Here is a 14,237-nt window from a genome sequence, read left to right on the forward strand (position 1 = left end):
GCAGACGGAAAGGCCGGAGGCGTGGGACACGCCTCCGGCCACGACACGCCGGTTCGGTCACGCGGCGGGCGAGACCGCCGCCTTCCCCGCGACCATGCGGACCAGCGCGTCGAGGTTCGGGTCCTCCTCGAAGAGGTCGCCGACGTCGACGCTGACGCCGAGCTCCTCCTCGATGCGGGACACGAGGCGGACCGCGGCGATCGACTCGCCCTCCAGGTCGAAGAAGGTCGCGTCCTCACTTCCGTCCGGCACGTCGAGCACCTGCTTCCAGATCTCGGCGACCTTGGCCTCGATGACCGGGAGAACGAGCTCGCCGGGGTGATTGCCACTCATACGGTGTCCTCCCCAAACGTCCACGATGGCGCGCATGGCGTCCTGGCTGCCTGCTGGCTGCCCTCACAGCATCGCAACCGCCGGGGGCCGCGGCACCTCCCAGAGTGCGAGGTCAGGTCCTGACCACCGGTCCCAGGCCGTCCGAGATGCGCAGCCCGCCGCGGACGTCGGGCCGGCCCGGCCGCGTACGGGAAAGCCGCTCGCGCACCTGCCGCCCGGCGCGCGGGTCGATCCGGTCCGCGAGGTCGAGCGTGCGGGTCATCGCGTCGTCGGCCTCGTCGTAGTCGCCCGTGGCGTAAAGCGCGTCGCTCAGCATGATCAGGGTCTGCGCTTCGAGCAGCGGCATCTGCATCCCGCGGAACAGGGAGGCCGCCCTGCGCAGATGCGCCGCGGCCTGCTCGTTCTCGCCGTTCGCGATGGCGACCTCGCCGAGCCCCGACATCACGCGGGCCTCCGCGAGCCGGTGCCGCGAGCTGGTCGCGAGCCGCAGGGCCTCGCTCAGCGTCTCGCCGGCCTCGGCGATCCTGCCCTGGCGCAGCCGGGCGACGCCCAGGCCGTGCAGGGCGAACGCCTCGCCGATGGAGTCGCCGATGTCCCGCACGACCGTCAGCGACTCCTCGAAGGCGCCGGCGGACAGGCCGAACTCGTCCGCCTGCAGATGCGCCTGTCCCATCCGGTGCAGCACCTGCGCCGTCACCCTGCGGTCGCCCCCGGCCTTGCTTCGCGTCAGCGCCTCCGACAGCAGCGCCTTGGCGCTGTCGAGGTCGTCGCAGTCGAGGCGAACCTGGGCGAGGCTGTGCAGGGTGTGCGCGGCGGAGACGTGGTCGCCCGCGTTGTGGAACACCTGCAGCGCCTTCTCGTAGTTGGCGACCGCCTCCGCGAACCGCCCGTTGATGCGTTCCAGGACCGCGATGCTGCGGATCGCCAGGGCGATCCTGAGCTCGTCGCCGACCTCCTCGAACAGCCGCACCGCCGCCTCCAGCTCGCGCCTGGCGTCGTCGAACCGCTGCTCACTGAACGACAGCGAGCCGATGGTGTACAGCATCTCGGCCTGGCCGCGCAGGTCCCCGGCCTGCCGCGCCGCCTCCAGCGCGAGCTCGTGGGTCTCCCGCCAGTCGTCCAGGTAGACCCGTGACTCGAAGAACATCGCGGCGTTCGCGGCGAGCCGCCAGCACAGCTCCACCAAGCCCGCCTGCGCCGCCTGCCGGATGCCGGAGACCAGCAGGTGGCGCTCGCGCTCGAACCACGCCATCGGCTCGGCGACGAGCTGCTCGACGAGCTTTTCCGGCAGCGGCTGGGGGATCGCGCCCTCCTTCCGGGCGAGCACGTCCGAGCCGAACTCCCGCGACCTGGCCGCGTCCGTCAGCGACAGCAGCGAGCCGAGCACCCGGGACAACGCGGCCTTCCGCTCCGCCACCGGCTCCTCCGCCGCCAGGCGCTCGCGGGCGAACACCTTGACGAGGTCGTGGAACCGATACTGGGTGTGCTTCCCCCGGCCGACCGTCACCTCGACGAGGTGGGCGTCGGCGAGGTTGTCGAGCAGGTCCTGGGCCTCGGTGAACGACTGGTCGAGCAGGGCCGCGCCGGTCCACACGGAGAACACGTGGGAGTCGAGGATCGCCAGCCGCCGCAGCAGCCGCCGCGCCTCCTGGCTGATGTTGTCGTAGGTGAGCGAGAGGCTGGCCCGGATGCCCATCTCGCCGTGCATCAGCTCGTCGAGCCTGCGGGTCTCGTCCCTGAGGCGGTCGACGAGCTGCTCGACGCTCCAGTGCGGTCGCGCCGCCAGCCGCGCGCCGGCGATGCGCAGGGCCAGGGGAAGGTGGCCGCACAGGTCGGCGAGGGCCTCGGCGGAGCTCTGCTCCGACTCCACCCGCCCGCCGCCCGCCACCTGGGCGAGCAGGTTCACCGACTGGGCCGAGTCGAACAGGTCCACGTCGATGTGGGTGGCCCCGGCCAGCCCCACGAGGCGGCTGCGGCTGGTCACGATGACGGCGGAGGCGGGATTGCCCGGCAGCAGCGGCAGGACCTGGCTCTCGCTGCCCACGTCGTCCAGCACGATCAGCATCCTGCGGTCCGCGAGCAGCGTGCGGTAGGTCTCCGCCCGCTCCTCGAGGCCGTCGGGGAGCGCGGTGCCGGGCACCCCGAGGGCACGCAGGAACCGTTCGAGCACCTGCATCGGGCTGACCGGGCGGGAGACCCCGCCGTGCATGTGGGCGAAGAGCTGACCGTCGGGGTAGTGGTCGGCGACGCTGTGCGCGGCGTGGACCGCGATGGTCGTCTTGCCGATGCCGGCGCGGCCGGCGATCGCGATGATCGGCACGGCGAAGCGCGCCATGCCGTCGGGGACCTGCGTCAGACGGCGCCGTATCTCGTCGAGGTGCCCGTGCCGGCCGACGAAGTCGGCGATCCCCGAGGGGAGCATGCCGGGGACCGGGGGAGGGACGGCGGGCTCGGCCACGGCGATCCGCGCGCTCTCCCGCTCCGGCGGCGCGTGGAGGCTCTCGTCCGCGGTGAGGATGGCGTGTTCGAGCTGCTGCAGCCGCTCGTTGGGCTCGATGCCCAGCTCGTCGATCATCATCCGCCGGGCGTCGCGGTAGACCTGCAGGGCCTCCGCCTGCCGGCCGGAACGGTACAACGCCGTCATGAACTGGCCGAGCAGCCGTTCGCGGAGCGGGTGCTCCTCCACGAGCCTGCGCAGCTCCGTCACCAGTTCGTGGTGCCGGCCGAGGTCGAGTTCGAGCTGGACGCAGTCCTCGTTCGCGGCGAGCCTCTCCTCGTCGAGCCAGCTCGCGGCCGCCTGGACCATCCTGCTCTCGATGCCCTCGAGCGCCGGCCCGCGCCAGAGGGACAGCGCCTCACGGTAATGCTTGACGGCCTCGTCCGCGTCCCGGTTGTCGCGCGCCTGCCGCGCCTTCAGCACGAGGCTCTCGAAGCGGTGCATGTCGATCTGCTCGCTGTCGGTCCGGAAGGCGTATCCCTGGGACCGTGTGACGATCATCTGATCCCGGCCGTGGGCGGCGAACAGGCGTCGCAGGGCGGAGATGCAGATCTGCACCTGGGCCCGGGACGTGGCGGGCGGGTCGTCCCCGTAGATGGCCTCCATGAGACGGCTGACGGCGACCGGGCGGTTGGCCTCCAGCAGCAGCACGGCCAGGACCGTGTGCTGCCGCACCCCCCCGAGGTCGAGCCGTTGCCCACCCTCCGTGACTTCGAGGGCTCCTAGCAGGCGAAACTCCACATGCATCTCCCTCTGAAACTGCTGGAACCATGCACAGCGCGGATAGCGGAGCTTGCTCTCCGCGATATGCGCATTGTGGCCTCACATAAAAGGCTCTTTGTGGTGCGACGGCAGTTTACGGAATGTTTGCGATGGAGCCGTGATCACCGGCGGAAACGGTGTCAGGTGCGATCACCGCCTGCTCTGGCATGTAGTCGCCCGCGCGTCCCATATTGACATTGTTGTCAGGGATCGTACAGCGCAAGGCGGCCGGTGGCTAGGCGAATGCGCGGTCCGGCAGGTGAACTCCGGTTCACGTGCGCATCTGCTAGGACGCCTTACCTGTTGAAAGTCGCTAAGTCAGAATAGCGACGGGGGCGGCCGGACAATGCCTGGGAAAAGCGCGAGCGGCCGGAGACGCGAGGTCTCCGGCCGCTCGGGCGGCGGGTCAGTCCCAGGGGTTCACGTGGGTGTTGGTGGGGCTCGGCGACGGGATGCCCGCGGGGGTGTGCGGCCTGGCGCTGTCGTCGACGACGGTGCGGGCGGTGCGGGCGTGAGCGTGGGAAGCCGACGCCACCGAGATCATCGCGCCCGCCGACGCCGCTGCCGTGAGGGCGATGAAAAGGGAGACGGCGAATCGCTTGACGATGCTGCTGCTGGCGGCCACTTGGTTACCTCCACCCTGTTCGCGGCGTTCCGTACGCCGATCGCTTACGGCACCGACGCTCACACCCCTCGCCATCGGGGCCTTATCGCCGCGCTTCCGGGGTGCCATCACCGCAGGTCGAAGGGGGAGTGGACGACGGAGCGCGGGGTCTTGCGCCGCCTGCCGCGGGGTGCGGCCCGGCGGCCGGCCGCGTCCCGGCGATGGCGGGCCATCGCCGGCCGATGCCTGGGCGATAGCGGGGCGATGCCGGGCCGATAACGGGGTGCGCCACTGTGACAGCAACCCGGGCGGCACCCGCACGCAGGCGGCGAAGCCCGGGCCACAAGGTCGGAAGACGAGAGCGTTGAGCCGGGTCGTCAGAGGCCCGGGATTGTGTGGCGATGAAATGGGGATTGCTCTGCAGGCGCTGGACGGCCTCTACGGCCGGCCGGCCGCCGGTGTCCGCGTGCGGCTCGAGCGCATCGACAACGGCATCTGGTGTGCCGAGGTCAAGGCGGAGACCGACCACGAGGGCCGGGTGGGGGAGTGGCGCGGGCGCAGATTCGACCGCGGGCTGCACCGCATCGTCTTCGAGAGTGACTCGTACTTCGTCGGCCTGGGGCTCACCGCCGCCTATCCCGAGATCTCGATCACGTTCCGCATGCAGGACGAGACCGACTCCTACCAATTGCAGGTGCTGCTCTCGCCGTACTCCTACTCCGCCTATTTCGGATCGCTCACCTAAGGAGCCGACCGTGAATCTCGGACGCTACAGCGGTTCTCCGCGGGTTCCCCTCGCGGGCCGCGCCTGGCCCGACGCGACCATCGGCTCGGCACCGCGCTGGCTGTCGACCGACCTGCGCGACGGCAACCAGTCGCTGGCCGAGCCGATGACGCCGGCCCGGAAGCTGATCATGTTCGACCTCCTGGTGGACATGGGCTACAAGGAGATCGAGGTCGGCTTCCCGGCGGCCAGCAAGGACGACTACGACTTCGTCCGGATGCTCGTCGAGCGCGACCTGATCCCCGACGACGTCCGGATCTCCGTTCTGACGCAGGCCAGGGACGAGCTGATCGAGCGCACGGTGGCGAGCCTGGAGGGCGCGCCGCGCGCCACCGTCCACCTCTACGCCGCGACCTCGCCGCTGTTTCGCGGCCTGGTGTTCGGCATGAACCGCGACGAGTGCAAGGACCTCGCCGTCCAGGGGACCCGGCTGGTGATGAAGTACGCCGAGCGGACGCTGGACGGCTGCGACCTCGGCTACCAGTTCTCGCCCGAGCACTTCGCCGACACCGAGCCGGACTTCGCGCTGGAGGTCTGCGAGGCCGTCATGGACGTGTGGCAGCCGGAGGCCGGCCGCGAGACCGTCCTGAACTTCCCCACCACGGTCGAGCGCGCGACGCCCAACGTCTTCGCCGATCAGATCGAGTGGATGCACCGCAACCTGTCGCGGCGCGAGCACGTGTGCCTGTCCGTCCATCCGCACAACGACCGGGGGACCGGCGTCGCCACCGCGGAGCTGGCCGTGATGGCGGGCGCCGACCGCGTCGAGGGCTGCCTGTTCGGCAACGGGGAGCGGGCGGGCAACGTGTGCCTGGTCACCCTCGGGCTCAACCTCTCCACGCAGGGTGTGGACCCCGGCGTCGACTTCTCCGACCTCGACCGCGTCCGCCGTACGGTGGAGCACTGCACGGGGGTGCCGGTCCATCCCCGGCACCCGTACGGCGGCGACCTCGTCTACACCGCCTTTTCCGGCTCTCACCAGGACGCCATCAAGAAGGGTCTGGACGCCGTGGAAAGGGAGGCCGTCCGCACCGGGGACGACGCCGCGCATCTGCCGTGGCGGGTGCCGTACCTGCCGCTTGACCCGCAGGACGTCGGCCGGACGTACGAGGCGGTGGTGCGGATCAACAGCCAGTCGGGCAAGGGCGGCCTGGCCTACGTGATGAGCGCCCGGCACGGCCTCACCCTGCCGCGCGACCTGCAGGCCGACTTCGCCGGGAGGATGCAGGCGCTGACGGACGCCGAGGGCGGGGAGATCGCGCCGGAGCGGGTTCTCGAGGTCTTCGTGCGGGAGTACGTCGTGGACTCCGCCCTGCCGGTCCCGCCGTCCCTCGAGGTCAAGGGGACGGTCACCCTGCACATCGACGCCGGCTGGTTCCGCACCGGCCCGGCCAGGACGGACACGGTCCAGGCGGTCCGCGCGGAGCTCGCGCGCCGGGGCCTGCGGGTGCGGGTCGTCCACCACACCCGCACGGCCGCCGGCGCGGGCGCGGCGGGGCGGGACGACGCGGCGGTCTACGCCGAGTACCGCACGGGCGGCGTCTGCCACTGGGGGGCCGGGATCGAGCGGGACGTCGAGCGGGCAGCGCTGGCCGCGGTGCGCTCCGCCCTCGCCCGGGCCGCCCGCGACCGGGTCCCGGCCACGGGTGACGCCCAGAGCGACGGTAGGGGCGGTAGCCGGGGGGCAACAGAGGGGAACGGGCGGCACGGACGCCAGGGCGCCGGGCGTACCCGGCGGGTGACGGCCGGCAGGTGACCACGTGAAGGGCGGCGACACGGCGATGGCCATGGTCGAACGGGAACAGGAACTCGCGCTCCTCGAGGCGCTCCTCGCCAGCGCCGTCATGGGCAGGGGCAGGGTCGCCCTGGTGGGCGGCGCGGTGGCGACGGGCAAGAGCACACTGCTGCACACGTTCGCGGAGCAGGCCATCGAGCTGGGCGCGCTGGCCGTCACCGCGACGGGCTCGCCCCTGGAGCGGGACGTCCCGCTGGGCGTGCTGCGCCAGCTCGTCGAGGACGCGCCGCTGGTCCCGCAGGAGCGGGAGCGCGCGCTGTCCCTGATCGAGGAGGGCGCGCGGGCGGGTGCGGGCGTGGACGAGCGCCGGCCGGTGGACGCCCAGCTCGTCCACGCGCTCTGCGGCGTCCTGCTCGACCTGTCCGAGCGGTGTCCCCTGGTGCTCGTCGTCGACGACGTCCACCACGCCGACCGCGAGTCGCTGCTCTGCCTGGCCTACCTCGCCCGTCGGGTGCGGCTCGCCCAGATCGTGGCCATCTTCGGGCACGCCGACCAGGCGTGGCACACCGACTCCTACTTCCAGACCGAACTGCTGCGCCAGCCGCACTGCCGCCGGGTCAGGCTGACCCGGCTGTCGCGGGCGGGAGTGGCCGCGATGCTCGCCGCGCGACTCGGCGGCGAGGCCGCCGAGCGGCTCGCCGACGAGATGTACGCGCACAGCGGCGGCAACCCCCTCCTGGTCACCGCGCTGGCCGACGACTACGAGGAGTCCGCCCGTACGGCGCCGGAGCCCCCGGCGGGGGTGGTCGTCGGCGAGCAGTACGCCCAGACCGTGCTGTCGTGCCTGAGCCGCGGCGAGGCGCGGGTGGCGCGGGCCGCCCGCGGGCTCGCGGTCCTCGGCGAGCCCCGCTCCCTCGACCTCCTGCTGGGCGTGCCGGCGGCCGAGGTGAACAAGGACCTGCACGCCCTCGGCGCCGCCGGCCTGACCGCGCTCGGCACGTTCCGCCACGAGGCCGCTAGGCAGGCGATCCTGGGGGCGATGGACGCGGGGGAGCGGGCGGAGCTGCACCGCCGGGCGGCCGAGCTGTCGTACGGCGTCGGCGCCTCCCCGGCCGTGGTCGCCCGGCACCTGCTGGAGGCGGGGCGGGTGGACGCCCCCTGGGGCATCGAGATCCTGGAGGAGGCGGCCAGGAGCGCGCTGCGGGCCGGCCAGGTCGACAGCGCGGTCGGATACCTGCGGCTGGCCTGGCGCGCGTGCGCGGACGACACGCAGCGGGCGAAGATCATGACGATGCTCGTGCGGGCCGAGTGGCGCATCAACCCGGCCGCGCCCGCGAGCCGCCTCGCCGAGCTCGCCGAGGCCGTGCACCGGGGCAGCCTGCGGGGCGGCGACGCCGTCGTGCTGGTCCGGGCGCTGCTCTGGCACGGCCGCGTGGACGACGCGCGCGACGTGCTGGAGCAGGTGCTCGAATCGGGCGGGACGGCCGACCAGGAGACGCGCGCCGAGCTCGTCGTGGCCCGGCTCTGCCTGCGCGCGGCCCATCCCCCCTTCCTCACCGCGCTGGGGCAGATGACGAAGGAGGAGGGGCCGGGCGGCATCGTCTCGGTGTCGGTCAGCCGGCGGCTGGAGTCGGCGCTAGCGCTCGCGGAGGTGCTGACCCGGGGGCCGCGCGAGGAGTACGTCGACGCCGTCGAGCGCATCCTGGAGGACTCCCGGCTCGACGAGATGTCGCTCGACACGGTCGAGAACTCGCTGCTGACGCTGACCTACGCCGGAAGGGCGGAGCGGGCGGCCCCGCTGTGCGACATGTTCGCCGCCGAGGCGTCGGCGCGGCAGGCGCCCAGCAGGCGCGCCAGGCTCGCGGCGATCCGGGCGGAGATCGCGATCCGCCAGGGGGACATGCCGGCCGCGGAGCGCCACGCGCGCGCCGCGCTGCAGATCATCCCGATGAGCGGCTGGGGCGTCGCGGTCGGCGGCCCGCTCGGCAGCCTCATCCTCGCCCTCACCACCATGGGCAGGTACGACGAGGTGCGCGAGCACCTGGACGCGCCGGTTCCCGAAGTCATGTTCCAGACCCGCTACGGGCTGCACTACCTGCACGCCAGGGGCCGTCACAGCCTCGCGACCGGCTACCCCGCCCTGGCACTGGCCGACTTCCGGCGATGCGGCGACCTGATGACGGAGTGGAACCTCGACACCCCCGGCCTGATCCCCTGGCGGGCCGACGCCGCCGAGGCGTGCCTGCACCTGGGACGAGTGGAGGAGGCGCGCGAGCTGGTCCGGGGCCAGCTGGACGGGGACGTGCCCGACGACCCCCGGGGCAGGGGCGTCGCCCTGCGGCTGCTGGCCGCCACCCTCGACCCGGGCGACCGTCCGGCGCTGCTGCGGCAGGCGACCGGGTGCCTGCAGGCCGCGGGCGACAGGTACGAACTGGCCCGCGCGCTGGCCGACCTCGTGGAGACCTACGACGCGCTCGGGGAGTACCGCCGGGCGCGGACGATCGCCACCTGGGCGCAGGCCGTCGCCGCGGAGTGCGGCGTCGAGCCGCCGGCCTCGTCCCTGCGCCCGGCGCAGCAGCAGTCGCACAGCGGCCCGCACGGGTCGTCGCGCACCGGATCGCGGGCCGGGTCCGGCGGCGGGCCGGAGCACGGGGCGACGGCGACGGCGGTCCGTCCCCCGGCCGTGCCGCTCGGCGAGCTGAGCGACGCCGAACGCCGGGTCGCGTCCCTGGCCGCGGCCGGCTGCACCAACCGGGAGATCGCGGCCAAGCTCTTCGTCACGGTCAGCACGGTGGAGCAGCACCTGACCCGCACCTACCGCAAGCTCGGCATCACCCGGCGCTCCGACCTGCCGCTCGTGCTGGAGTTCGGCGAGCAGGCGGGGGTCTGACACCGGCGGCACCACACCGGGATCCCCTGGGCAACCGGAGAGTTGCCCGCCCGCGTCGCGCGGTGTGACCGTCGAGGCGGGAGGCGCACATGGAGGACAGCACCGATCTGATCGTCGTACGCGGCGACCCGACGCCCGAGGAACTCGCGGCGGTCGTCGCGGTCGTGGCCGCCGTCGCCGCGCGGGCCGGGTCCGCCGCGGCCGCGCCCGAACCGCCCGCCGCGCCGGTGTCGCCGTGGGCCTCGGCCTGGGCCGCCTTCGCCTGGCTCGCCCCCGGCCCCCGGCCGGTCGCCCGGGGCGCGTGGTCTTCTCCCAATGTGCGCTGGCACTGGATCGCCTGAGGAATCGCCCGCCACGGGCACCGATCGCGCATTTTACGAAAAGCCGTAAAGGGCCCGCGGACGCATCCTGAGGAAAGTGCCGTCGAGGCCGACCGGGGAAATCGCGGGACGACGAAATGCGGCTTCGCGGCGCGGTGCCGACGGGGTTCTGGGCCCGTCCGGGGACCACGAGTGAGAGGTGTGCCATGTCGACGTTGTCCGGTTCGCTCCGCAGGCTGGTGCTGGCCCCGTCCCTACTCGATGTGACCTTCGCCGCGCGGGGGTTCCCGGGCTCCCCGTCCGAGGTCACCCGGCGGCTGGAGACGATCCCCCAGGCGGTCGTCTGCGGTTTCGAGTGGGGGATCGACGCCCGCGACCAGTGGGAGGTCGAGCGCAGGCTGAGCATGGTCGAGCCCGAGCTGCGCGGCTTCGCCTACGAGGGCGCGACGATGGCGTTCACGGTGCTCGACGCCATGGGCGGCGGGCGGGGCCACCGCACCCGCGACCTGCTGCTCGGGCCCGGGCAGCCGCACATCTTCCTCACCTACATCGGCATCGGATTCGCCATGGCCCGGCTGCCCCGGGTGCTGTGGCGGAAGGTGATGCCCGACCTCGGCGGATCGCCGTACTACCCGACCATGAGCTGGCTGGCGGTGGACGGCTACGGCTTCGACCGCGCCTACTTCGACACCCGGCGCTGGGTGGACGAGCAGCGGCTCCCGTCGCCCTACCCCTGGGAGGGCTCGCCGGACTACTTCCCGCGCGCCGTCGACCAGGGCATCGGCCGGGCACTGTGGTTCATCCACGGAGCGCGGGTGGGAGACGTCGCCACCGCCGTGCGGCGCTTCGCGAGCCACCGGCAGGCGGACCTGTGGAGCGGCGTCGGCCTGGCCGCGACGTTCGCCGGGGGCTGCGACGCCGACACGCTGGCCGTGCTGCGCCGCGAGGCCGGAGAGCACGCCCCCGAGGTGGCGCAGGGCGTGGTGTTCGCCGCGAAGGCGCGCAGCTACGCCGGGTTCGTGCCGGCGCACACCGAGGTCGCCACCGCCGCCCTCGCGGGCCTGTCCGTGCGGGACGCGGTCGCGCTGGCCGACGACAGCGAGGTCGCGCCGGACCCGTCCGCGTCCGTTCCGGCGTACGAGCTGTGGCGGGGCCGGGTCCGCGAGCACTTCGCCGCGCGCCTGGTGGCCTGACCCGCCGACCTGTTTTCCCCGTCGCGTCGAATTAATTTCACCGCGATTTCTTTCGCCATGCCCGGAAATAGCGACAAATGGGCACTTTTGAAGTGGTTCGGGCCCGGCGAAATATGCGTAAATAGCGCCAGAATCAGCCATATGTGCGGGATTTTATGGAGGGCGGAGAGGTAATTGACGAGTTTCCTGCGTTCACTGAGACGCCGAATCATGACACCGGACATCTCGGAGACGAAGCTCGCCACCCGAGGTTTCCACGTGAAGAGCCCGGAGTCCCGGGACCTGCTCGAGACCGTCGGTGAGACCTTCCTCAAGGGCTACGGCTACGCGATGGAGGCGTGCACGGTCGCGGAGGCGGAGGAGCGCCTGGAGCAGGTGCCCACCCGGTTCCGCGGCTTCGCCTACGAGGGCGCGGGAATGGCCTTCGCCATCCTCGACGCCACCCCGTTCGGCGGCGGGCGGGTCGAGGAGTTCCTCGCCGGCCGCGGCGGACGGCACAACTACATGATCTACGTCGGCATCGGCTGGGCGATGGCCCGGCTGCCGAGGTTCCTGTGGCCGAGGCCCGAATCGCTCGACCCGCAACTGCGCTGGCTCGCGTTGGACGGCTACGGCTTCCACCAGGCCTACTTCCGCACGGACAAGTACGTCCACGGGCAGTACCGCGACGCGGCCTTCCCCTGGCCCGCCGACGCCACGCGGCCGTACGCCAACCGGGCGATCGACCAGGGCATCGGCCGGGCCATCTGGTTCGTCGCCGGCACCGACGCGGAGCGGTGCGCGGACCTGATCGACCGGTTCGACCCGTCGCGGCGCGCCGACATGTACGCGGGCGCCGGGCTGGCCGCCACCTACGCCGGCGGCGCGGCCGAGGAAGAGCTGCTGACGCTGCGGGAGCGGGCCGGCGAGCACCGCCCGCAGCTCGCGCAGGGCTCCGCGTTCGCCGCCGAGGCCCGGGTCCGCGCCGGCCTGGTCGTGCCGCACACGCGCCTGGCCACCGAGATCTTCTGCGGCCTGCCCGAGGAGCGGGCGGCCCAGATCACCCAGCTGGTCCGGCCGCCGCAGCCGCTGCGGGACGGCGACCCGCCCGCCTACGAGCTCTGGCGTCAGTGCATCGCCAACGAATTCGTCTCCCTTGGAGGTGTTACCCAGTGACCGCGACACTTGGCTGGCTGCGCAGGCAGACGGCGGGGATCGTGGCGCTCGTGCTGATCGCGACCGCCTTCCTGATCGCCCGACTGCCCTCGTACTCCGCCGCGCAGACGGCGGAGACGGCGAGCAAGTACTCCTTCACGCCGCTGTCCATCGCCCTGCCGAGCGGCTACGACCAGCAGTCGATCCGCAAGGTCAACAAGGACTACACGCACATCGACGCCTGGATCTCCTCAGTCGGGGCGGCGATCGCGATGAACGACCTCGACGGCGACGGGCTGTCCAACGACCTGTGCCTCGTCGACACCCGCATCGACCAGGTCGTGATCACGCCGACGCCGGGCGCCAAGTCGGAGCGGTACGCCCCGTTCGCGCTGAACCCGGCCCCGCTGCCGGTCAACGACCACATGGCGCCGATGGGCTGCGTCCCCGGCGACTACAACGAGGACGGGCGGCTCGACCTGCTCGTTTACATGTGGGGCCGCACGCCCATCCTGTACCTCGCCAAGACGGGCGCGAAGGGGCTGTCGGCCGCGACGTACAAGCCGGTCGAGCTGGTGCCGGGCGTGAACGCCACCAACGGCCGGTACACCGGCCCGCAGTGGAACACCAACGCCGCGACCGTGGCCGACTTCGACGGCGACGGGCACGACGACATCTTCATCGGCAACTACTTCGCCGACGGGCCGGTGCTCGACCCCACCGTCTCCGGCGGCGTGCACATGAACCACTCCATGTCGAACGGCCACAACGGTGGCGAGAACTACTTCTTCCGCTGGAGCGGCGCCAAGAGCGGCGACAAGCCGGCGGCGACCTACCAGAAGCTCGACGACGTCCTGCCCGAGGAGGTGTCGAAGGGCTGGGAGCTCGGCGCGGCCGCCAACGACCTCGACGGCGACCTGCTGCCCGAGCTGTACCTGGCCAACGACTTCGGCCCCGACCGGATGCTGTACAACCGCTCCACCCCGGGGCACTTCAAGTTCTCCCTGGTCGAGGGCGTCCGCACGCCCTTCATCCCCAAGTCGAAGAGCGTGGGCCACGACTCCTTCAAGGGCATGGGCGTCGACTTCGGCGACCTGAACCACGACGGCATCTACGACATGTTCGTCAGCAACATCACCACCTCCTGGGGCATCGAGGAGAGCAACTTCCAGTTCGTCGCCGACGTGAAGAACCAGGCCGAGCTGCGGGAGAAGTTCCGCGAGGGCGTGGCGCCGTACCGCGACGAGAGCGCGCCGGCGCAGACCGCCTGGTCCGGCTGGGGCTGGGACGTCAAGATCGAGGACTTCAACAACAGCGGTGAGCCGGCCATCGCCCAGGCGACCGGCTTCATCAAGGGTCAGACCGACCGCTGGCCGCAGCTCCAGGAGCTGGCCACGGCCAACGACCAGATGCTGCAGAACCCGACCTGGTGGCCGAACGCCCGCGCCGGGGACGACATCGCGGGCAACCAGACGCTGCACTTCTTCGCCAAGGGTCCCGAGGGCCGCTACATCGACCTCGCCCCGCAGCTCGGTCTCGCCGTGCCGGTGCCGACCCGCGGCATCGCCACCGGTGACGCCGACGGCGACGGCCGCCTGGACTTCGCCGTCGCCCGCCAGTGGGACGCGCCGATCTTCTACCACAACCAGAGCCCGTCGCAGGGCGCGTTCCTCGGGCTGCGCCTGACCCGCGACGACAAGCCCGCAGACGGCGCCCTGCCCGCGGCAGGCTCGCCGGTGACCGGCGCGCAGGTCTGCGTCATGACCCCCGACGGCCGGACCTACATCGGCCGGGTCGACGGCAGCAGCGGTCACTCGGGCCGCCGCACCACCGACGTGCACATCGGCCTCGGCCAGAACATCACGGGGCCCGTGAAGGTGCGCCTGCAGTGGCGCGACCGCACCGGACAGGTACGCGAACAGGATCTCCAGCTCACCCCGGGCTGGCACTCGCTCGAGCTCGGCCGGCAGGCCAAGGAGAAGTGA

10 protein-coding genes are annotated in these 14,237 nt (G+C 72.2%); 7 read left to right on the top strand and 3 right to left on the bottom strand.

Annotated elements, in window-relative coordinates:
- Nucleotides 1-57 precede the first annotated feature (57 nt).
- From ACWEQG_RS00870 to ACWEQG_RS00880, 3 genes are all read right to left on the bottom strand, one after another.
- Nucleotides 58-333 (bottom strand): acyl carrier protein, encoded by a 276-nt coding sequence (locus tag ACWEQG_RS00870; RefSeq protein WP_363468396.1) that lies wholly within the window; start codon nt 331-333, stop codon nt 58-60.
- Between the two features lie 112 nt (nt 334-445).
- Nucleotides 446-3,571, bottom strand: a complete 3,126-nt coding sequence (locus ACWEQG_RS00875) for an AfsR/SARP family transcriptional regulator (RefSeq protein WP_452280586.1) — start codon at nt 3,569-3,571, stop codon at nt 446-448.
- A gap of 427 nt (nt 3,572-3,998) precedes the next feature.
- Nucleotides 3,999-4,217, bottom strand: coding sequence for a hypothetical protein (locus ACWEQG_RS00880; RefSeq protein ID WP_452280587.1), 219 nt, complete (start codon nt 4,215-4,217; stop codon nt 3,999-4,001).
- A 385-nt stretch (nt 4,218-4,602) separates the two neighbouring features.
- Here ACWEQG_RS00880 and ACWEQG_RS00885 point away from each other — a divergent pair, with 385 nt between their 5' ends.
- From ACWEQG_RS00885 to ACWEQG_RS00915, 7 genes are all read left to right on the top strand, one after another.
- Entirely contained in the window at nt 4,603-4,941 is a 339-nt protein-coding gene (locus tag ACWEQG_RS00885; protein ID WP_452280588.1) for a hydroxyisourate hydrolase, read from the top strand.
- 10 nt (nt 4,942-4,951) lie between these two features.
- Nucleotides 4,952-6,736, top strand: coding sequence for a 2-isopropylmalate synthase (locus ACWEQG_RS00890; RefSeq protein ID WP_452280589.1), 1,785 nt, complete (start codon nt 4,952-4,954; stop codon nt 6,734-6,736).
- Nucleotides 6,737-6,740: 4 nt separating this feature from the next.
- Nucleotides 6,741-9,605: an AAA family ATPase gene (locus ACWEQG_RS00895; protein ID WP_452280590.1), complete on the top strand. Its 2,865-nt coding sequence runs from the start codon at nt 6,741-6,743 to the stop codon at nt 9,603-9,605.
- Nucleotides 9,606-9,694: 89 nt separating this feature from the next.
- Nucleotides 9,695-9,946, top strand: coding sequence for an acyl-CoA carboxylase epsilon subunit (locus ACWEQG_RS00900; protein WP_182904361.1), 252 nt, complete (start codon nt 9,695-9,697; stop codon nt 9,944-9,946).
- 185 nt (nt 9,947-10,131) lie between these two features.
- Nucleotides 10,132-11,118: a DUF1702 family protein gene (locus tag ACWEQG_RS00905; protein WP_452280591.1), complete on the top strand. Its 987-nt coding sequence runs from the start codon at nt 10,132-10,134 to the stop codon at nt 11,116-11,118.
- A 174-nt stretch (nt 11,119-11,292) separates the two neighbouring features.
- A complete protein-coding gene (locus ACWEQG_RS00910) occupies nt 11,293-12,273 on the top strand; it encodes a DUF1702 family protein (RefSeq protein ID WP_452280592.1) in 981 nt (326 codons plus the stop codon).
- Complete coding sequence (locus ACWEQG_RS00915) at nt 12,270-14,237, top strand: CRTAC1 family protein (RefSeq protein WP_452280593.1); 1,968 nt, start codon at nt 12,270-12,272, stop codon at nt 14,235-14,237. The genes ACWEQG_RS00910 and ACWEQG_RS00915 overlap by 4 nt, the downstream gene beginning before the upstream one ends.

This window comes from Microbispora sp. NPDC004025, from assembly GCF_053604425.1.